We start from the raw sequence: 20,188 nt of genomic DNA, 5'->3' as shown, positions 1-20,188 counted from the left end.
GACGCTACCGCCTGGGGAGACCGCCGGGTCTCCGCTCAGTCGGGCAGCTCGGTGAGGTCGATGTCGAGGGGGAAGGGGTCGGCGAGCTTGAGGCGGCCGTGGTGGATGCCGGTGACGACATAGGAGCGGGTGACCCGGTCGAGCTGGTAGACGTGGACCACGGGTTCGTCCGCGTGGTTCTCCACCAGCCAGAAGTGCGGGATGCCGGCTCCGGCGTATCGCGCGGGCTTGACCTCGTGATCGCGGAACTCGGACTCGGGCGAGACGACCTCGATCACGAGCTTCACCTCCGCGGGTGTGTACGCGGTACGGGACCGGTCCTTCGCCGCGCTCCTGTCGACGACCAGCACGTCCGGGCAGGGACGCTGTCTCGGGCCCAGAACCACGTCCATCTGCATCACCGCTTTGAGGTGATCGGGGACCTGGGAGTTCAGGCTGGTCCGGAGTCCGTACAGGACGTACTCGTGGAAGCGCTTCTGGGGGGACATGAAGATGAGTGCTCCGTCGAGGAGTTCGATGCGTTTGAAGAAGTCGGGCTCGCCGTTGGGGCCGTCCTGGGGGAGCCGGTCCAGATCATCGGCCGTCCACCCGCCGGGCGGAGGGGAGGGCCAGTCGGCGAGCGGGTCACGATCCTCGCGTTCCGTGACATCTTCTTCGCTCATCGTGCTGGTCATGTCGTTCACCGTAGCGCCTTCCTCGTTACCGTTCGTGGTCATCAGGTCACATTCCCGTCGGTGCCCGGTTGTCTCCCCGTATGTTCCCCCGATCCGGGTGGTGCGGTCAGGGGCGGTGGCGGGTTTCATGATGCGGATATGTCTGTCTTTGCTGTGATGTGAGTCGTGCCGGAACGAGAGCGGCTCCGGGTTCCGTGCGGACCGGGCGTCGGACCTCCGCGGCGCCTCGGGAATTCGCCCGTGGAGGGCTCGGGCCGACTCCGGGATCGTTTCATCTTGTCGAATCTTTGCCGTTCCAGAGGGAAACGCGGGGGTCGTGCGGCCCGAGAATGCCTATTGCAGGGAGAAGTGTGTGAGTCCGTACGCCGACCGATGACCGGTGTTCGCGTGTGTTTCATATGTGTGAACCGGTCGCCCGGTGATTGTGGTGACGGATAAGGGAGGTGTGTTTTCCGCCCGCGATTTCTCCGGGGACGTCGTTCGGGGATGCAGTCCGATGGCGGGACGGCGCGATGCGCGGGTGCGGGGAGGGGGTCGTCCGCGATGCGGGGAGGGGGCCGGTGCGTACGGGAAACCGCCGGTGCGGACGGAGGCGCCGCCGGCCCGGAGGGGCGGAACCGCCGGTCGCGGGGCGCCGGGAGGGTGGCGGTGTTCGCCCGAAGCGCAGACAGGGCGGTTCGTGTTGACTGTCAAGGCCTCCTTGCATACTGTTCCGTATTGGCACTCTCCCCTTGAGAGTGCCAATCCATGCGACGAGGTCAGGTCTGGCACCCGCGACGGCAGACCGCTGGTCGCCTCTTCTAGATCATTCAAATCAGAAGGGGAGGTCCGACGTGACGACCGCCACCAAGGTTCCCGTTAAGCCGCTCGGCGACCGCATCGTGGTCCAGCCGCTCGAGGCGGAGCAGACCACCGCTTCCGGTCTGGTCATCCCGGACACCGCCAAGGAGAAGCCGCAGGAGGGCAAGGTCCTCGCGGTGGGTCCGGGCAACTGGGACGAGGAGGGCGAGAAGCGCATCCCGCTCGACGTGAGCGAGGGCGACATCGTTCTCTACAGCAAGTACGGCGGCACCGAGGTGAAGTACGGCGGCGAGGAGTACCTCGTGCTCTCCGCCCGTGACGTGCTCGCGATCATCGAGAAGTAGCTCACGCTTCACCGGAGATGACGTATCGAGCCCCGGGCCGCTGTCTGCGCCCGGGGCTTTGATGCGCCGACGTGCTTTTCAGAGAGGACTGTCATGCCGAAGATCCTGTCTTTCGAGGAGGACGCGCGCCGCGCTCTCGAGCGTGGTGTGAACGCCCTGGCGGACGCCGTCAAGGTGACCCTCGGCCCGCGGGGCCGCAACGTCGTCATCGACAAGAAGTTCGGTGCGCCGACCATCACCAACGACGGTGTCACCATCGCGCGTGAGGTCGAGCTGGAGGGGCCGTACGAGAACCTCGGCGCCCAGCTGGCCAAGGAGGTCGCCACCAAGACCAACGACATCGCCGGCGACGGCACGACCACCGCGACCGTCCTGGCCCAGGCGATGGTCCGCGAGGGTCTGCGCAACGTCGCCGCCGGGGCCCAGCCGCTCTCCCTCAAGCGCGGCATCGACCTCGCGGCCAGGACCGTCAGCGACAAGCTGATCGAGTCCGCCCGCCCGGTCGCGGACAAGAAGGAGATCGCGCACGTCGCGACGATCTCCGCGCAGGACGCCAAGATCGGCGAGCTGATCGCCGAGGCGTTCGACAAGGTGGGCAAGGACGGTGTCATCACCGTCGAGGAGTCCAACTCCATGGGCATGGAGCTGGAGTTCACCGAGGGTCTGCAGTTCGACAAGGGTTACCTGTCGCCCTACATGGTGACGGACCAGGAGCGGATGGAAGCGGTCCTGGAGGACCCCTTCATCCTGATCCACCAGGCCAAGATCACCTCTGTCGCGGACTTCCTGCCGCTGCTGGAGAAGGTCGCCCAGACGAAGAAGCCGCTGCTCGTCATCTCCGAGGACGTCGAGGGCGAGGCCCTCGCGGTCCTGGTGACGAACAAGATCCGCGGCACCTTCACCTCCGTCGCCGTCAAGGCTCCGGGCTTCGGTGACCGCCGCAAGGCGATGCTGCAGGACATGGCCATCCTCACGGGCGGCCAGGTCGTCAGCGAGGAGGTCGGCCTCAAGCTGGAGCACGTCGGCACCGAGGTGCTCGGCACCGCCCGCCGCGTCGTGATCACCAAGGACAACACCACGGTCGTGGACGGCGCCGGTGACGCGCAGGCGATCGCGGACCGCGTCAAGGAGATCAAGCTCGCCATCGAGCAGTCCGACTCCGACTGGGACCGCGAGAAGCTCCAGGAGCGCCTCGCGAAGCTCTCCGGCGGCGTCTGCGTGCTGAAGGTCGGCGCGGCCACCGAGGTGGAGCTCAAGGAGAAGAAGCACCGCCTCGAGGACGCCATCTCCGCGACCCGCGCCGCGATCGAGGAGGGCATCGTCTCCGGCGGTGGCTCCGCGCTCGTGCACGTCGCCAAGGTCCTGGGCGACCTGGACCTCACCGGCGACGAGGCGACCGGTGTCGCGGTGGTCCGCAAGGCGCTCGTCGAGCCGGCCCGCTGGATCGCCGAGAACGCCGGCCTCGAGGGCTACGTCGTGACCTCCAAGGTCACCGAGCTCCCCGTCGGCCACGGCCTCAACGCCGCCACCGGCGAGTACGGCGACCTGATCGCCCAGGGTGTCATCGACCCGGTCAAGGTCACCCGCTCGGCCGTCCAGAACGCGGCCTCCATCGCCGGCATGCTGCTGACGACCGAGGCCCTCGTGGTGGACAAGCCCGAGGAGGAGGCCCCGGCCGCCGGCGGCCACGGCCACGGTCACGGCCACGGTCACTGATCTCCGTCGGGACCCGGTACGGCCCGCACCCCTCCCGGGGTGCGGGCCGTACGTTTTCCGGGGAAATCCGAAAGTGCGGCAAAGCGTCCGGCGCGGCCGGTGTTACGTCTTGCGTGCTATATAACAAATAACCGACATGTTTAGCGATCCGCCGAAATTTCCGGTGAGGCGAAAAATCTCAGTGTAGCCGGTTGATTACCGTTCGCTGCCGCCGCCTCAATGTGACCAATCCGTAGCCGTTTGCCATGACGACAGGTCCGATCAGTGCGGGCATCATGCCTACGTGACCGAGGGATGCGTCGCCGACGCCAAGAGTGGGGTAAGGCTTGCGACGAGATCTGACGGGGTCGTCCACAAAGACGATCTCAAGGATCTGACGAGCCTCGCCGTTCAGGGGGATCGCAGTGCGATCGAATCCTTGCTCGCGCAGTTGCGCCCGATGGTGGTGCGCTATTGCCGCGCCCGCCTCGGCCGGGTTTCCGGCCAATATCACATTGCGGACGACGTGGCCCAGGAAGTGTGCATCGCGGTCCTGTCCGCCCTGCCCCGGTACCGCGACATGGGGCGCCCGTTCGCGTCCTTCGTCTTCGGCATCGCCTCCCACAAGGTGGCCGACGCGCTGCGGAGCTCGGTGCGCTCGGCCGTGCCGACCCAGGACCTCCCCGACGGGCCCGACGAGGGCCCGGGCCCGGAGGAGACCGTGGTGCGCTACATCGAGGCCGAGCACGCGCGCCGGCTGCTCTCCCGCCTCCCGGACAACCAGCGCGAGCTGCTGATGCTCAGGGTGGTGTCGGGCCTGTCGGCCGAGGAGACGGGTAATGTACTCGGTATGTCACCCGGTGCGGTTCGCGTCGCCCAGCATCGTGCGCTCGCCAGACTGCGGGCGCTGGCCGAGCTGGAGTCGATAGCTTGACCACGGTTCATCCGCGGCGTCCGGCCAGGAGATACGGGCCGGACGGGGACCCGGCCGTGGCCGGGACCGACGCTCTCCTGCAGTCGCTCTCCCGGAGGGAGCCCGTCCCGGTGGCGGACGACGTCGTCCGGTTGCTGTCAGCGCTGATCGAGGACGTCGACCACGACCTCGCCGCCGGTCAGTGCCTCTCCTCGGTGTCGATCACGCCGTCGGCGTAGCCCTGGGCGTAGTCCCAGCTCACGTAGTCGGTGGGATTGGGCTCGTAGGCGGGCTCGTGCACCTGCGGCTTACCGTTGTCGATCATCTGGCGCAGGTTTCCGCGGAGCAGCTCCCAGTTGAAATAGTGCTGATCGCCGCACTCCGGGCAGTCGAGGACCAGCCCGAAGACCCCCTGGGGTTCGAGCAGGGAGCGGAAGACCTCCACGTCGGCGAGATCGGTGACCGCCTCGTCGCGCTCGGCGGGCGTCAGGGGCTCGGGGGCGTCGGAATCACCCAGCGCGGCGGCCGGGTCGTCGGGGTCGTCCGCGAACGGGTCGCGAGGGACGTCTTCCAGCACGGTTCCACTTTATGGCCTAGGGGTGCCGGGCAGGGTGCGAACCCGGGCGTTCCGCGAGCCATCCCCGGCGGGCCGCCTCCACGCCCGCCTGGAAACGGGACTGCGCGCCCAGCCGGGTCATCGCGTCGGCGAAACGGGCGCGGACGGTCCGGACGGAGACGCCGAGCTGCCGGGCGATCGCCTCGTCGCCCACGCCCTGCGAGGCCAGCCGGAGCACCCGGACCACGCCGTCGTCGGTGTGCGTCCACGGCAGGGGCGCGGCCCGCGCCCACAGCTCCTCGAACAGCGTGTGCAGCGCGGCCACCACGACGGAGGCGCGGACCAGGTGGAAGCGGTAGGCGCTCTCGGCCAGGGTGCCGCCCCACCGGGCGGGCAGGCCCGCCACGTCGTCCCCGGCGACGAGGAACCAGCTCGGCACCGAGCCGACGGTCCGGATCCGCGCCCCGGCGCGCTCGAACCGGGCGAGCTTCTCCGGCAGGCCGGGCATCTGCAGCAGGTCCGCCGGGATGAGGGCGCGGCAGGAGAGCAGGCCCCGGTGCTGGGCCGCGATCCACTGGTCGGCGTAGCGCTGGGTGAAGTCGCTCATCGTCCGCCGGTCCGGGACGGCGGTGAGCAGCCGCAGCGGGGGCGCCTGGACGGCCATGCCGATCACGCTCTCGTAGAGCTCGTAGGCCCCGCCGACCAGCTCGACCGGGAACTGCCCGGTCTGCTGGTCGCGGCCGGCGTCGTACTGGTGGATGAGGTGGCGGATCGAGCCCAGCACCGAGTCGATCCTGCGGCTCTCCTCGGCGAGGTGGTCCAGCCGGTCGGCGATCAGGCGGCCGAGGGCGGCGGCCGGGTGCCGTGCGAGGTACTCTCCGGCCTGCTCGTCGACCACGCCCAGCCGTACCAGGGTGGTCAGCTCGCGGTGCAGCGACTCGGGGGGGTCGCCGACGGCCTCGGCCAGCTTGGCGCAGGTGGCGCGGTGCAGGCGGAGCACCGCGTCGTACAGCGCGGTCTGGGCGGGGGTCAGGCCCAGGGCGGCGAGCGGGTCGGAGGTGTCGGCAGGCATCGACGGGGGCTCCTGGGATGAACAGGACGTGTCGAGAGGATAACCCGGCGTTCTGCTCCTGTCCGGGCCTTGGTGCGATCGGCGGATCCGGGTGCAGCTTCGTGCAGTTGCAGCTTCGACCATTGCGCGCGGTGGAAGGCGGGACGACCATGACATGGCGTCGGCACCGCGAGCGAGGGGCTCCGCCGCTCGGACACGGAGGGGGGTCCGGCGGCATCCGGGCTCATCGCGACGCTGCCGGTGACGGGAGGCCGAGCGGGTCACCGACCGCTCGGCCTCCCGCGGCGTCTCCGGGCGTCCGCTCCGTCCCGCCTCCCCCTGCCGTTCGGCGCTCCGGGGGGCAGACCCTAAACTGTGGCGGGGGCGGCTTTCTCCACCCGGGATTCCCACAGAGCGCGTCGTGGCCGGAGGGGCGCAGGCGGCTCCCCCGCTCCGGGAGCGGAAGGCGGCCACCCCGCCGTCCCCGAGGAGGGGCCGGCGACGGCCGCGTCCTCGCGCCCTGACCGTTCAGACCGCCAGAACCGCAAAGGGAAGCGATTCCCCTGCCGGACGACCCCGGCAGTCCCTCGCCAGGAGAATGATGGCCAAGTTCACCGAGCCGGGGCTGACGTTTGACGACGTGCTCCTCGTTCCCGCCTACTCCGACCTGCAGCCGGGCGAGGCGGACACCACCACCCGCCTCTCGCGCGGGATCACCCTGCGCATCCCGCTCGTCTCCGCGGCGATGGACACGGTCACCGAGGCGCGCATGGCGGTGGCCATGGCCCGTCAGGGCGGCATCGGCATCCTGCACCGCAACCTGTCCGTCGAGGACCAGGCCGGGCAGGCCGACCTCGTCAAGCGGTCCGAGGCCGGGATGGTCACCAACCCGATCACCTGCTCGCCGGACGACACGCTCGCCGACGTCGAGCGCCTCTGCGCGACCTACCGGATCTCCGGCGTCCCGGTGACGGATGCGGACGGCGTGCTGGTCGGCATCGTCACCAACCGGGACATGCGCTTCGAGACCGACCACAGCCGGCCCGTGCGCGAGGTCATGACCGCGATGCCGCTGGTCACCGCGCCGGTGGGGGTCTCCAGGGACGACGCGTTCGCGCTGCTGCGGAAGAACAAGATCGAGAAGCTCCCGCTGGTCGACCGGGCCGGGCGGCTGCACGGCCTGATCACGGTCAAGGACTTCACCAAGAGCGAGCAGTACCCGCTCGCCACCAAGGACGCCGACGGCCGGCTCGTCGTGGGGGCGGCCATCGGCGTCGGCGGCGACGCCGAGCAGCGGGCGGCGGCGCTGATCGAGGCCGGCGTCGACGTGATCATCGTGGACGTGGCGCACGGCCACTCCAAGGGCCTCGCCGACATGATCGCGAAGATCAAGGCCAACAGCCGGGTCGACGTGATCGGCGGGAACATCGCCACCCGGGCGGGCGCCCAGATGCTGATCGACGCCGGCGCCGACGCGGTCAAGGTCGGTGTGGGCCCCGGCTCCATCTGCACCACCCGCGTGGTCGCCGGGGTCGGCGCCCCGCAGGTGACCGCCATCCACGAGGCCTCGCTGGCCTGCGGCCCGGCCGGGGTGCCGGTGATCGGCGACGGCGGCCTGCAGTACTCCGGCGACATCGTCAAGGCCATCGCGGCCGGCGCCGACACGGTGATGCTGGGCTCGCTGCTGGCGGGCTGCGAGGAGTCCCCGGGCGAGCTGATCTTCATCAACGGCAAGCAGTTCAAGTCCTACCGCGGCATGGGCTCGCTCGGCGCGGTCCGCAACCGCGAGCGCGGCGGGGCGTCCTTCAGCAAGGACCGCTACGCCCAGGCCGACGTCGGCGGCGAGGACAAGTACATCCCCGAGGGCATCGAGGGCCAGGTGCCCTACCGCGGGCCGGTCTCCGCGGTCGCCCACCAGCTCGTCGGCGGCCTGCGCCAGGGCATGTGGTACTCCGGGTGCCGCACGATCGCCGAGATGCACACCTCGTGCGAGCTCATGCCGATCACCGCCGCGGGCCTCAAGGAGAGCCACCCGCACGACATCCAGATGACGGTCGAGGCGCCGAACTACCACCGCCGCTGAACATCGGCGTGCGGGCCGGTCGGACACAGGTACGGCCCACGCCGGGAGGCGTGGGCCGTACGCGCGTGAGATGGGAAAGATACGGAACATGACTCAGGTGGAGATCGGCCGCGGCAAGAACGGACGCCGTGCCTACGCGCTGGACGAGATCGGCATCGTCCCCTCCCGGCGGACCCGCGACCCCGAGGAGGTCTCGATCGCCTGGCAGATCGACGCCTACCGGTTCGAGCTGCCCCTCGTGGTGAGCCCCATGGACAGCGTGGTCTCGCCGCAGACCGCGATCGAGGTGGGCCGGCACGGCGGTCTGGCGGTGCTGGACCTGGAGGGTCTGTGGACCCGCTACGAGGACCCGGTGCCGCTGCTGGAGGAGGTGGCCGAGCTCAAGGGCGAACCGGCCACCAGGCGCCTGCAGAAGATCTACGAGGAGCCGATCAAGGAAGAGCTGATCGGCCGCCGGATCGAGGAGATCCGCGCGGCCGGGGTCACCACGGCGGTCCGCCTCTCCCCGCAGCGCACGGTCCAGCACCACAAGGCCGTCATCGACGCGGGCGTGGACATCTTCGTGATCCGCGGCACCACGGTCTCGGCCGAGCACGTCTCGGGCCGGGCCGAGCCGCTCAACCTCAAGCAGTTCATCTACGAGCTCGACGTCCCGGTGATCGTCGGCGGCTGCGCCACCTACACCGCGGCGCTGCACCTGATGCGGACCGGTGCGGCCGGCGTGCTCGTCGGCTTCGGCGGCGGCGCCTCGCACACCACCCGCACGGTGCTGGGCGTGGCGGTGCCGATGGCCACCGCGATCTCGGACGTGGCCGCGGCGCGCCGCGACTACATGGACGAGTCCGGCGGCCGGTACGTCCACGTCATCGCGGACGGCGGCATGGGCACCTCCGGCGACATCGCCAAGGCCATCGCCTGCGGCGCCGACGCGGTCATGGTCGGCTCGCCGCTGGCCCGCGCCGTCGAGGCGCCCGGCCGCGGCTTCCACTGGGGCTCCGAGGCCCAGCACCCGGAGCTGCCGCGCGGCAAGCGGGTCGAGTTCGGCACGGTCGGCACGCTCGCGCAGATCCTGCACGGCCCCTCCTCGGTGGCCGACGGCTCGATGAACCTGATGGGCGCGCTCCGGCGCACCATGGCCACCGCCGGCTACTCCGACCTGAAGGAGTTCCAGCGGGTCGAGGTCGTCGTCGCCCCGCAGCGCTGACCCGGCGACGGCGGAGGGCCCCGGCGCCCGTGCGGGCCGGGCCCTCCGCCGCCCTCCAGGGGCGCGCCGCCCGTGCCGGGGCCGCCCCGGCCGCTCCTGAGCCGTACGCCCCGGCCGGTGCGGGCCGTACGCCCCTCCCGGCGGCTCCCCCCGGGCCGCGCGCCCGCGGCGGGTCAACCGCCGAGCACGCCGAGGAGGCGGGCGACCTCGGCGGCGACGGCGTCGCGGCCCGCCCGCACGTAGGCGCGGGGGTCGACCGCCTCCGGGGCGGCGGCCAGGTGGTCGCGGATCGCCCGGGTGAACGCCCTGTTCAGGTGGGTGGCGATGTTGATCTTCTTCATGCCGTGCCGTACGGCGGCGCGCAGGGTGTCGTCCGGCACGCCGGACGAGCCGTGCAGCACGAGTGGGACCGGGACGGCGGCGCGCAGCTCGGCGATCAGGGCGAGGTCGAGCACGGCGTCGCGCGTCGTCATGGCGTGGGAGCTGCCGACGGCGACGGCGAGGGCGTCGACGCCGGTGCGGGCGACGTAGCCGGCGGCCTCGTGCGGCCTGGTCCGCGCGCCGGGCGCGTGCACGCCGTCCTTCCCGCCGATCTCGCCGAGCTCGGCCTCCACCCACACGCCCCGCCGGTGGCACCAGGCGGTCACCTGCGCGGTGAGCGCCGCGTTCTCCTCGTCGGGCAGCGCGGAGGCGTCGAACATGACCGACCCGATGCCCAGTTCCACGGCCTCCTCGACCAGCGCGCGGTCGCACGCGTGGTCGAGGTGGACGGCCACGGGCACCGAGGCGGCCCGGGCGACGGCCAGCGAGGCGGCGGCCACGGGGGCGAGGGCGCCGTGGTAGCGCACGCAGTTCTCGCTGATCTGCAGCACGACCGGTGCTCCGGCGCGCTCGGCCCCGGCGGCGATCGCCTCGGCGTGCTCCAGCTGGACGACGTTGAAGGCGCCGACGCCCGCTGGGGCGTCGCGGATGATGTCGCCGATTCCGACGAGGGGCATGGCGGGGCCTTTCAGGGGTGACCGGGTGCTTTCGGGACGACCCCGGCGGGCCGGGGCCCGCACGGGCGCGGAGGTCCGGGACCGGGGCGTGTGCGGAGGTCGGGGCAGGGATCGAGGGTGTGGCTACGGGTCTGCGGTCTCGACCCGGATCAGGGGATGGACCTCCCGGAACACGTCCGCATCGATGTCCCCGGCCACCGGAGCCGCCACCGCCGCCGCGCCCAGTGCCGCGGCACGACGCAGCCGGTCGGGCCAGGGGGAGCCCTCGACCAGGCCCAGGGCCAGCCCGGCGACCAGCGCGTCGCCGGCCCCGGTCGGGTTCCCCTCCACCCGGTACGGCATGGCGGCCCGCCAGGAGCCCTCGGAGGTCACGGCCAGCAGCCCACCGGCCCCCAGGGAGACGACGACCGCCCCGGCCCCCGCCTCCCGGAGCGCCTCGGCGCCGCCGAGCACATCCCCGGAGAGCCTGCCCGCGCGGTCCCCTGGCCGGGAGGCCGTCCCCGGCCGGGCGGGTCCGCCGCCGGGCGGCGCGGCGAGGGCGCGGGCGAGCTCCTCGGCGTTGGGCTTGACGATCGAGGGCCGGCCGGCCGGGGCGTGCCGGAGCGCCTCGCCGTCGGCGTCCACGATGACCGGGACGCCGTGCTCGCGGGCCCGGGAGGCGAGGACGGCGTAGAAGCCGGCGGGGACGCCGGGCGGCAGGCTCCCCGAGACCACCACGGCCGCGGCAGTGCCGAGACGGGCCTCGAAACCGGCGAGGAACGCCGCCAGCTCCCCGCCCGACACGACGGGCCCCGGCTCGTTGAACAGGGCCGTACGCCGCGGTCCGGACGGGTGCAGGTCGCAGACCGCGAGGGTGGCGCGGGACTCCCCGCCGATGCGGGTGAGCGCGGCGGGGAGCCCGGCCCCGGCGAGGTCGGCCTCGGCGGCCCGGCCGTTGGAGCCGCCGGACAGGCCGGTGACCAGGACGTCGCAGCCGAGCCCGGCGAGGACCCGGGCGACGTTGACCCCCTTGCCCCCCGCCCTGCGGTGCACGGCCCGCACCCGGTTGACGCCGTCCCAGTCGACGCCGTCGGCGGTGTAGGTCACGTCGAGGGCCAGGTTCAGGGTGACGGTGAGGACCGGGCCCCGGGCGGGGGGAGAGGCGGGGCGCATCAGGGTTCCGTGATCCAGCTTCCGTGCTTCATGACGCCGGCGACCTCCAGATCGCCGTCGAGGACCACCAGGTCGGCCTGCTTGCCGGCGGTGACGGAGCCGAGGCGGTCGTCGAGGCCGAGGACCCGGGCGGGGGTGAGGGAGGTGACCTGGGCGGCCTCGGGCAGGGACAGGCCGAGCTCGCGGACGGCGCGCCGGAAGGCGGCGTCCATGGTCAGGGTGGAGCCCGCGATGGAGCCGCCCCCCGCCAGGCGGGCGACGCCGCCTGCCACCTCGACCTTGAGCGGGCCCAGGTCGTAGGTCCCGTCCCCCGCGCCGGCCGCCGCCATCGCGTCCGTGACGAGCGCGGTGCGGCCCGGCCCGGCGGCCCGGCAGGCCAGGCGGAGCATGGCGGGGTGCACGTGCACGCCGTCGTTGACCAGCTCCACCGTGACCCGCTCGTCCTGCAGCAGGGCGGCGACCGGTCCGGGGTCGCGGTGCCCGAGCGGGGGCATCGCGTTGTAGAGGTGGGTCGCGACGCGGGCGCCCGCGTCGATCCCGGCGAGGGTCTGCCCGTAGTCGGCGTCGCTGTGCCCGAGGGCGGCGATCACGTCGTTGGCGACGGCCTCCCGGATGGTGTCCAGCGCGCCCGGCAGCTCGGCGGCGATGGTGAGCATGCGCACGTGCCCGCGCCCCGCCTTCAGCAGGCCGAGGAGCTCCCCGGGGGAGGGCTCGCGCAGCAGGGAGGGGTTGTGCGCGCCGCAGCGGGCCTTGGAGATGTAGGGGCCCTCGAAGTGGATCCCGGCCAGCAGGCCGTCCTCGCACAGGTCGGCCAGGGCGGAGGCGGCCCGGGCCAGGTGGTCGGGGGAGGCCGTGACCAGGCTGGCCATGAGCGTGGTGGTGCCGTGCCGGGCGTGCAGGGCCGCGATCCGGACGGCCTGCTCGGGGTCGCCCGCGGGGAAGGAGCCGCCCGCCCCGCCGTGGTTGTGGATGTCGACGAAACCCGGCACGACGTACCGGCCGCCGAGGCTGCGGCCCGGCCCGGGGGCGCTTCCCCGGCCGACGTGGGTGATGCGGCCGTCTTCGATGGTCAGCCAGCCGTCGTGGACACCGTCGGGGGTGACGACGCGGGCGTCGGCGAGTGTGAGGCTCATGGCCCCATCCTCTCCCGCCTGCGCGGAGGGGGCGGGCGCTGTGGGATCGGGCGCTGCCGGATCGGCGGCGGCCGCTGGGCCGGCCGCGGTGGAGGCGGAGGGCGTGGGAGCGGCGGTCGGGAGAGCGGCCGTCGCGGGGCCGGTCACCGGGGCTCCCGGGCGGGGAGGATCACCGAGCGGGTCAGGTGGAGCGGCCGGTCCGGGTCGAGCCCCCGGGCCAGGGCCCTGGCCGCCGCCACCCGCTGGACGCGCACCAGCTCGGCCATCGGGTCCAGGCCGCCGGCCAGGAAGGCACCGCCGGTCGCCTCCACCTCCTCGCGCAGCCCCTCGGGGGCGTCGCCGAGCATCCAGGTGATCCGGCCGGGCCCGGCGATGCTGATCGGGCCGTGCCGGTACTCCATCGCGGGGTAGGCCTCGGTCCAGGCGCGGCAGGCCTCGCGCATCTTCAGCCCCGCTTCCAGCGCCAGGCCGTACGTCCAGCCGCGGCCCAGGAAGGTGATCTGCTCGGCGGTGAGCGTTTCGGCGGGAAGCGGTTCGGCGAGCGCGCGCTCGGCGTCGGCGACGGCGGCGGTCAGGTCCTCGCCGAGGTGGGCGCGGAGCAGGGCCAGCTGGGTGGTGGCGAACCGCGTCTGCACGACCGACCGCTCGTCGGCGTAGTCGAGGACGACGACCCGGTCGGCCAGCGCCGTGACCGGAGAGTCCGGGTCCGCGGTGATCGCGGTGGTCCGGGTGCCCGTGCCGCGCAGCAGGTCCAGCACCTCGGTGGTGGTGCCGGACCGGGTCAGCGCGAGCACCCGGTCGTAGGAGCGGCCGGCCGGCGCCTCGGAGGCGGCGAACGCGTCGGTCTCGCCGTGCCCGGCGCGCTCGCGGAGCGCGGCGTAGGCCTGGGCGATGAACCAGGAGGTCCCGCAGCCGACCACGGCCACCCGCTCGCCCGGCTGCGGGAGGGCGTCGGCCGGGACCGCGGCGGCGGCGCGGCGCCAGCAGTCCGGCTGGGACGCGATCTCTGCTTCGGTGTGGGTGGTCACGACACGCCTCCCGGTTCGGCTCATTTATGAGTGATTTATAGCAGAAGTGAGCATATTTGGGCAGAGGTGGGTTTTGATCCTGCGCTGTGACACCCTGTTGACCGTGAGCCGATACGAGCGCTGGAACGCGATCCTCGAACTGCTCGCCCGGGAGGGCCGCCTGACCGTCGAGCAGGCCGCCGAGGGGCTGGACGTCTCCACCGCGACGATCCGGCGCGACTTCGACCAGCTGGCCCAGCAGCAGATGCTCATGCGCACGCGGGGCGGGGCCGTCGCGCAGAGTGTGAGCTACGACCTGCCGCTGCGCTACAAGACCGCGCGCCACGCCGGGGAGAAGCAGCGGATCGCCGAGGCGGCCGCCGCGCTGGCGGCGCCCGGCGCGATCGTCGGCATGAACGGCGGCACCACCACCTCGGAGGTCGCGCGGGCGCTGGCCGTACGGGCCGATCCCGAGTTCGGCTTCACCGTCGTCACCAACGCCCTGAACATCGCCGCCGAGCTGACCGTGCGGCAGAACGTCAAGATCGTGGTGACCGGCGGGGTGGCGCGGCCGCAGTCCTACGAGCTGATCGGGCCGCTGGCGTCGGAGGTGCTGGAGCAGATCACGCTGGACATCGCGTTCCTGGGGGTGGACGCGATCGACGCCGGGGCCGGGGCCTTCGCCCACCACGAGGGCGAGGCGAGCGTCAACGGCCTGCTGATCGGCCGGGCCGCCGAGGTCGTCGTGGTCGCGGACGCCTCCAAGGTCGGCCGCCGCGCCTTCGCCCGGATCTGCACCCTGGACGCCGTCGGCACGCTGGTCACCGACGAGGGCCTCTCCGCCGAGGACGCCGACCGCTTCGCCGACGCCGGCGTGAAGGTCGTCCGCGCCTGACCGATGGTGGTGCGAATCACCGCGAGCACGACTACCGGCTGGTAGTGACGTCCGGGGGCGGGGGTACATATCCCGGACAAGACGACGATCCGCGTACCCCGGGGGGATGCAGCATGACGGCGCGTATGGGCACCGCACGGCTCGGCCCTGCCGAGAGGTCCGCCGCACTGGCGCAGATGGAGTCCGCCGAGCTCGACGTGGTGGTGATCGGCGGCGGGGTCGTCGGCGCCGGGGTCGCGCTCGACGCGACGACGCGGGGGCTGAGCGTCGGGCTGCTGGAGGCGCGCGACTTCGCCTCGGGGACCTCCTCCCGCTCCTCCAAGCTGATCCACGGCGGCCTGCGCTATCTGGAGCAGCTCAACTTCGACCTGGTCAGGGAGGCGCTCCAGGAGCGCGCGCTGCTGCTGCAGCGGATCGCCCCGCACCTGGTGCGGCCGGTGCCGTTCCTGTTCCCGCTCACCCATCTGGGCTGGGAGCGGCCGTACGTCGGCACCGGGCTGGTGATGTACGACACCCTGGGCTTCTCCACCGGGCTCGCCCGCGGCGTCCCCGGCCACCGGCACCTGTCGCGCAGGCGGGCGCTGCGGCTGGCCCCGGCGCTGCGCCGTACCGCCTTCTCCGGCGCGGTGCAGTACTGGGACGCGCAGGTGGACGACGCCCGCTACGTGATGACCATGCTGCGGACCGCCGCCGGCTACGGGGCGCACGTCGCCTCGCGGGCGCAGGTGACGGGCTTCCTGCGGGAGGGGGAGCGGGTCACCGGGGTGCGGGTGCGCGACCTGGAGACCGGGACCGACCTGGAGGTGCGGGCGCGCCAGGTGGTGAACGCCACCGGCGTGTGGACCGACGAGATCCAGGAGCTGGTCGGCGGACGCGGGCAGATCCACGTGCGCGCCTCCAAGGGCGTCCACCTGGTGGTGCCGCGAGACCGGATCCACTCCCTCACCGGGATCATCCTGCGGACCGAGAAGTCGGTGCTGTTCGTCATCCCCTGGGGCCGCCACTGGATCATCGGGACCACCGACACCCGCTGGGACCTGGACAAGGTCCACCCGGCGGCCTCCCGCTCCGACATCGACTACGTGCTGGAGCACGTCAACGCGGTGCTCTCGGTGCCGCTCACCCGCGACGACGTCGAGGGCGTCTACGCGGGGCTGCGGCCGCTGCTGTCGGGGGAGTCGGAGGAGACCTCCAAGCTCTCGCGCGAGCACGTGGTGGCCCACCCGGTGCCGGGGCTGGTCATGGTGGCCGGGGGCAAGTACACGACCTACCGGGTCATGGCGAAGGACGCGGTGGACGCGGTCGCGCACGGGCTGCACCAGCGGGTCCCGCCCTCCTGCACCGACCGGATCCCGCTGGCCGGGGCGGAGGGCCACCAGGCGCTGTGGAACTCCCGCGAGCGGCTGGCCCGGTCGTCCGGGCTGCACGTGGCCCGGATCGAGCACCTGCTCCAGCGGTACGGTTCCATGATCGACGAGGTGCTGGCGCTGATCGAGGAGGACCCGTCGCTGGGCCGGCCGCTGACCGGGGCGGACGACTACCTGCGGGCCGAGGTCGTCTACGCCGCCACCCACGAGGGCGCCCGGCACCTCAACGACGTGCTGGCCCGGCGCACCCACATCGCCATCGAGACCTTCCACCGGGGCCTGGCCGTGGCCGAGGAGGCCGCCGCGCTGCTCGCCGGGCCGCTGGAGTGGGACGACGAGCAGGTCAAACGCGAGATCGAGTACTACACCAAGCGCGTCGAGGCGGAGCGGCTCTCCCAGGAGCAGGACACCGACCACGAGGCCGACGCCATCCGCCTCGGCGCCCCCGACATCGTCCCCTTCGCCGCCCCGGAGACCAACCTGGCCTGATCCGGCGGTCAGAGGGTCAGCGTTCGCAGACGAGGCCGTCGCCGTCGCGGTCCTGATACCAGCCGTACTCCGGATCGGTGCCCCGCCGGTACGGTCCGTAGCCCGCGGCGTTGGCCGCGCCGCAGGTGGGAAAGCGCGGGTCGGTCCCGGTGGACGGCGGATCCGGGGTCCGGGTTGGGGCCGGTGCGGGTGTCGAGCCCGTGCCGTCGCAGCCGCCCGACCAGATCCGGAGCCCGTCCCGCCGCGCCTTGGCCTGCTCGGCCCGCATGAGGCCGATGTACCGGTCGTTCGGCTTGTGGAGCACGGCTCTGCCGTACCCGAAGCGCACGAGGTCACGGTTGACGAAGGTGCCGGTCGCGCCCCACGCGTAGCGCAGGTGGCGGCCGTAGCGGTCCTTCGGGTCCCTGTCCTTCAGCAGGTAGGCGCTTTTGCCGACGGGCAGGAGCGTCGCGGTGCGGGCGGAGGAGGTCCTGAACCAGCACCGGCCGCGTTCGGGGGTGTCGACCTCCAGGAGCTGGACGCGGAAGACTGGGCCGGTACGGCCGGCGCGGACGTCGATCGTGTCGCCGTCCACGATCTTCATGACGACGACCTTCTGCACTCCCTTCGGCACGCCCTGCGGGGCCGCCGCCGCGGCGGGTCCCGTCGTCAGGGGCACGGCCACGGCGGCGGCACAGGCCAGCAGGGACGTGCGGAAGACAGGTGTCACGGGAGACTCCTTCGCCGGTGATGCGGAGGAGCCGAACGTAGCAAAGAGAATCCGATTCGATACGGATGGTGATTGATTCGGAATTCGCGAGGATTGCTCACTTCGGTGGAGAACGGTACGGCTCCCGCCCCGGGCCGGGGTGGGAGCCGTACCGGGCGGGATCATCGGGTGAAGGCCTGGAACTCGGCGGCGCGGAGATGGTCGCGGGCCGGGCTCGCGGTGGCGCAGTCGGTGGCGGAGCCGGGGTCGGCGTCCTGCTCGCCGGCGTAGCGCGGGTTGCCGGTGCACTGGGTGGAGACCGCGCGCAGGGACAGGTGGGTGGCCGTCGTCGTGGGGATCTTGAATGACCGGATCAGCAGGTCGGCGCCCCGGGGGCGGGGCAGCCGGGTGTCGAAGGCGTCGGCGGGACTGGTGTAGACCACGGAGAAGGAGGCGGGCTGCGAGCAGTCCTTCTTCGTGGCGTCGCAGGCCAGGACCTCGAAGGCGCGCAGGGCGCTGAAGCGGTTCTGGCCGCCGGGGTCGGCCGGGTCGTTGACGTTCGGCCGGAGCATGGCGCTGACCTGGACCCGGCGGACCTTCACCGGGTCGGACCCGGCCAGGTCCACGGTCACGGCCTTGCCCTGGACCGGACCGGTGAGCGAGGCCCAGTTCGTGGCCTCGGTCTCGTCGATCAGCTTGGCGTGGTTGACGCCGTCGCCGGAGGCCGTCGCGCCCAGCGCCGCCGAGGCGAGGTTCTTCGCCGGAGGCAGCGGGAGGGGGAGCGTCACGCCGGGCAGCACCGCGAATCTGACCCGGGTGTGGCCGTAGCCGTTCCCGGCGACGACGAAGTCGTACAGGCCCGGGGTCATCTCCACGGTGTCGCCGAGCTCGGTGGCGGGGTCGGTGTCGGCGACCGGTACGGCGCGGCCCTCGTAGTGGCCGACGTAGAGCCGGAGCGCGGCATCCTCGGCGTCGCCGAGCGGCTTGAGCCGGAGCCTGCCGTTCTTCCCCTCGGGGTCGACGAAGTTCGGCGTCGGGTCGGGGTCGTTCTGGTTCAGGCTGGCCGCACCCTCACCGAGACCGCGGGAGGCGAAGGCCCGCCACATGATGTCCCGGTTCCTCCCGCCGAAGCGGAGGGCATCGGCCGCGAGCAGCGCGTCGCGGTGGTCGACGTAGCTGACCGCGCCGGAGGCCATCAGCAGCAGGGCGTCGAAGGAGAGCTGCGCCCAGCGGCGGTTGCCGGGACACCTGCCCACCGGGACCTTCCCGTCGGCGCACGCCCGCTGGAGGGCCGGCGTGCCCTTGCCGTACCGCCTGACGAACGCCTCGCGCACGTCGAACTGGACGGCGCTCCAGATCTCGCCGTCGGCGTGGACCTGCTGGCCGACGATGTCGTAGGCGACGTCGCCGTAGTTCAGCGGGGACCTCGACATGTCGTAGTTGCGGATGCCCGCCTTCTTGTCGCCGGTGACGTAGCCGCCGGTCACGTATGGCGTGTCGCCCGCGGGACGGAAGCCGTACTCGGCCAGGTACTCCATGGCGAGCAGGTCGGAGGTGCTCTCGTTCATCGCGCCGGGCTGGGCGCCGCTCCATCCGGCGTTCGGACCGCCGACCATGCGGCCGGAGATCGCGTGGCTGTACTCGTGGCCGATCACCGACATGTCGTAGTCGCCGTCCACGCACGGGGCGTAGAACGAGCCCGCGACCGGCTGCCAGAGATACATGTTCGTGATCGGGGCGACCCCGTCGGGGCCGGTGATCTGGTTGGCGTTGTCGCGCACGTTCGGCACCCGTGCGCCCGCCTGGGCGTTGCCCTGCTCGGGGTCGCCGCCGAGGCCGCCGCGCTCACCGTTCTCGGCCTGCATGTTCCAGGCGCTCTCGGTGAAGCCGAGCCGGTAGGACCAGTCGTGCATGCGGTTGTGCATCGCGTGCAGGTTGGTGATCGCCGCTTCCAGGTCGGCCTCGCCGGGCTGGTCGAAGACGGCCGGGTCGCACTTGGCGGTGTACCACGTGTTCTTCCACGGGTGGGCGTGGTTCCGGTCCGGGGCGGGCGTGTTGCTCCGGGTGCCGACCGTGAAGGGGTCGCCGCTGGCGCGGTTCTCGAACGTCCGGGCCGCGTTGCCGAGGCTGGTGTTCGTCGGCGCGCCCGTGGCGTGGTCGGTGTCCCACGCCTTGCCGGTGGCCGGGTCGCCGCCCGCCACCAGGTCGCAGCCGGGTCCGGCCGCGAAGCACCAGCGGGCGCGGGTGTCGGCGGAGGAGTAGTCGGCCGGAGGGTTGGCCGGGAAGGCCTCCCACTGCGGGTTCTCCGGCTCGTGGTGGTGGTCCACCAGGTTCTCGCGGGTCAGGATCTCGCCGCTGACCGCGTCCACGTGGGTGGTGTAGGCGGCGGGTTCACCCTCGCTCCCGCCGATCAGGACCACCTGGTAGGCCCGGTGCGTGCCGTCGGGCGCGGGCACGGCCACCTCGGTGGCCTGCTTGACGGTCGCGGTGGCCAGATCGATCCCGCCGTCGCGGGCCGCGGCCTCCAGCGCCTGCCGGCCGGTGAGCGCGGCCGCGGGCGGGGCGGCGCCGGACCGGGAGAGCGTCGAGGTGACGTGCACGACCTTCCCGCCGGTCACGCCCACCACCACCTGCCCGTCCACGCCCGCAGGCAGGTCGCCGAACCTCTGCCGGAGCAGTACGGCATGGCCGTCCCCGATCGGGTTGGCCGCGACCTTCTCCAGCGCGTCGACGGCCTCGGGGCTCAGCCCGAAGAGGTTCTCGTTGGCCTTGAGGTAGGCGCGGGCGGCCTGCTCGGGGTCGTCGCCGAGCCCTTCGGCGAGCGGGGCGGAGCCGGTGACGACGGCCGGGGTGCCGAGGGCGTTCCAGCGGACCGTGGCCGCGCCGGCCTGCTTGGCGAGCGCGGCGGCCGGGGGCGCGACGGCGCCGCGCCGGTTGTCGACGTCGGGCTTGGCGTGCTGTTCGGCCTGGAAGTCGTGGACGTCGGGGGACTGCCCGGCGGGCCCGCTCTGGGCGGCGCCGGGGAGGGGGAGTGCGAGGGACGGGAGTGCGAGGGACGCCGTAGCGGCGGCGATGACGGTGATGCGTGACCAGGTCTTGGTCGACACCGGGCCTCCTGCGGGGAGCTGGCCGTCGTTG

At 72.5% G+C, this 20,188-nt stretch carries 17 protein-coding genes; 8 read left to right on the top strand and 9 right to left on the bottom strand.

Annotated elements, in window-relative coordinates:
• Positions 1 to 35 precede the first annotated feature (35 nt).
• Positions 36 to 674 carry a Uma2 family endonuclease gene (locus IEZ06_RS02620; protein WP_229797732.1) on the bottom strand — a complete coding sequence of 213 codons (639 nt, stop codon included), beginning with the start codon at positions 672 to 674 and terminating at the stop codon, positions 36 to 38.
• 833 nt (positions 675 to 1,507) lie between these two features.
• Between IEZ06_RS02620 and groES the strand changes: the two genes are divergently transcribed.
• From groES to IEZ06_RS02600, 4 genes are all read left to right on the top strand, one after another.
• The gene (groES, locus tag IEZ06_RS02615; protein WP_068896587.1) at positions 1,508 to 1,819 is read left to right on the top strand and encodes a co-chaperone GroES; all 312 of its coding nucleotides are present in this window, start codon (positions 1,508 to 1,510) and stop codon (positions 1,817 to 1,819) included.
• 93 nt (positions 1,820 to 1,912) lie between these two features.
• Positions 1,913 to 3,535: a chaperonin GroEL gene (groL, locus tag IEZ06_RS02610; RefSeq protein WP_189235039.1), complete on the top strand. Its 1,623-nt coding sequence runs from the start codon at positions 1,913 to 1,915 to the stop codon at positions 3,533 to 3,535.
• A gap of 373 nt (positions 3,536 to 3,908) precedes the next feature.
• A complete protein-coding gene (locus IEZ06_RS02605) occupies positions 3,909 to 4,448 on the top strand; it encodes a sigma-70 family RNA polymerase sigma factor (protein ID WP_229797744.1) in 540 nt (179 codons plus the stop codon).
• On the top strand, positions 4,445 to 4,666 hold the full coding sequence (locus IEZ06_RS02600) for a hypothetical protein (protein WP_189235037.1): 222 nt from the start codon (positions 4,445 to 4,447) through the stop codon (positions 4,664 to 4,666). Before IEZ06_RS02605 ends, IEZ06_RS02600 begins: the two co-directional genes overlap by 4 nt.
• Here IEZ06_RS02600 and IEZ06_RS02595 read toward each other — a convergent pair.
• Entirely contained in the window at positions 4,627 to 5,004 is a 378-nt protein-coding gene (locus IEZ06_RS02595; protein WP_189235036.1) for a DUF5319 family protein, read from the bottom strand. The two genes, IEZ06_RS02600 and IEZ06_RS02595, sit on opposite strands and share 40 nt — an antisense overlap.
• Before the next feature lie 16 nt (positions 5,005 to 5,020).
• Positions 5,021 to 6,055 carry a helix-turn-helix transcriptional regulator gene (locus IEZ06_RS02590; RefSeq protein WP_189235035.1) on the bottom strand — a complete coding sequence of 345 codons (1,035 nt, stop codon included), beginning with the start codon at positions 6,053 to 6,055 and terminating at the stop codon, positions 5,021 to 5,023.
• A gap of 580 nt (positions 6,056 to 6,635) precedes the next feature.
• Between IEZ06_RS02590 and guaB the strand changes: the two genes are divergently transcribed.
• Positions 6,636 to 8,117: an IMP dehydrogenase gene (gene guaB / locus IEZ06_RS02585; protein ID WP_189235034.1), complete on the top strand. Its 1,482-nt coding sequence runs from the start codon at positions 6,636 to 6,638 to the stop codon at positions 8,115 to 8,117.
• 97 nt (positions 8,118 to 8,214) lie between these two features.
• Entirely contained in the window at positions 8,215 to 9,321 is a 1,107-nt protein-coding gene (locus IEZ06_RS02580; protein ID WP_189235152.1) for a GuaB3 family IMP dehydrogenase-related protein, read from the top strand.
• Positions 9,322 to 9,494: 173 nt separating this feature from the next.
• On the opposite strand, the gene IEZ06_RS02575 is transcribed toward IEZ06_RS02580, so the two are convergent.
• The 4 genes from IEZ06_RS02575 to IEZ06_RS02560 form a co-directional block, all read right to left on the bottom strand.
• Positions 9,495 to 10,319, bottom strand: coding sequence for a class II fructose-bisphosphate aldolase (locus tag IEZ06_RS02575; protein ID WP_189235033.1), 825 nt, complete (start codon positions 10,317 to 10,319; stop codon positions 9,495 to 9,497).
• A 123-nt stretch (positions 10,320 to 10,442) separates the two neighbouring features.
• Positions 10,443 to 11,471, bottom strand: a complete 1,029-nt coding sequence (locus IEZ06_RS02570; protein ID WP_189235032.1) for a 1-phosphofructokinase family hexose kinase — start codon at positions 11,469 to 11,471, stop codon at positions 10,443 to 10,445.
• Positions 11,471 to 12,604 (bottom strand): N-acetylglucosamine-6-phosphate deacetylase, encoded by a 1,134-nt coding sequence (nagA, locus tag IEZ06_RS02565; RefSeq protein ID WP_189235031.1) that lies wholly within the window; start codon positions 12,602 to 12,604, stop codon positions 11,471 to 11,473. Before nagA ends, IEZ06_RS02570 begins: the two co-directional genes overlap by 1 nt.
• Positions 12,605 to 12,747: 143 nt before the next feature.
• Positions 12,748 to 13,632 carry an SIS domain-containing protein gene (locus IEZ06_RS02560; RefSeq protein ID WP_203871779.1) on the bottom strand — a complete coding sequence of 295 codons (885 nt, stop codon included), beginning with the start codon at positions 13,630 to 13,632 and terminating at the stop codon, positions 12,748 to 12,750.
• 103 nt (positions 13,633 to 13,735) lie between these two features.
• Between IEZ06_RS02560 and IEZ06_RS02555 the strand changes: the two genes are divergently transcribed.
• Together IEZ06_RS02555 and IEZ06_RS02550 are read left to right on the top strand one after the other, a co-directional pair.
• Positions 13,736 to 14,506, top strand: coding sequence for a DeoR/GlpR family DNA-binding transcription regulator (locus IEZ06_RS02555; RefSeq protein WP_189235029.1), 771 nt, complete (start codon positions 13,736 to 13,738; stop codon positions 14,504 to 14,506).
• A gap of 113 nt (positions 14,507 to 14,619) precedes the next feature.
• The gene (locus tag IEZ06_RS02550; protein WP_189235028.1) at positions 14,620 to 16,362 is read left to right on the top strand and encodes a glycerol-3-phosphate dehydrogenase/oxidase; all 1,743 of its coding nucleotides are present in this window, start codon (positions 14,620 to 14,622) and stop codon (positions 16,360 to 16,362) included.
• A 16-nt stretch (positions 16,363 to 16,378) separates the two neighbouring features.
• Here IEZ06_RS02550 and IEZ06_RS36045 read toward each other — a convergent pair whose 3' ends face one another.
• Both IEZ06_RS36045 and IEZ06_RS02540 read right to left on the bottom strand, forming a co-directional pair.
• Positions 16,379 to 17,071, bottom strand: a complete 693-nt coding sequence (locus tag IEZ06_RS36045) for a thermonuclease family protein (protein WP_203871780.1) — start codon at positions 17,069 to 17,071, stop codon at positions 16,379 to 16,381.
• A gap of 161 nt (positions 17,072 to 17,232) precedes the next feature.
• A complete protein-coding gene (locus tag IEZ06_RS02540) occupies positions 17,233 to 20,157 on the bottom strand; it encodes a M36 family metallopeptidase (RefSeq protein ID WP_229797731.1) in 2,925 nt (974 codons plus the stop codon).
• Positions 20,158 to 20,188: the final 31 nt, after the last annotated feature.

The sequence above is a fragment of the Planomonospora antibiotica genome, from assembly GCF_014647955.1.
GTDB classification, from domain to species: Bacteria; Actinomycetota; Actinomycetes; order Streptosporangiales; family Streptosporangiaceae; genus Planomonospora; species Planomonospora parontospora.
Note: the sequence above shows the minus strand (reverse complement) of the source record. Positions and strands in the feature narration are given on the sequence as shown.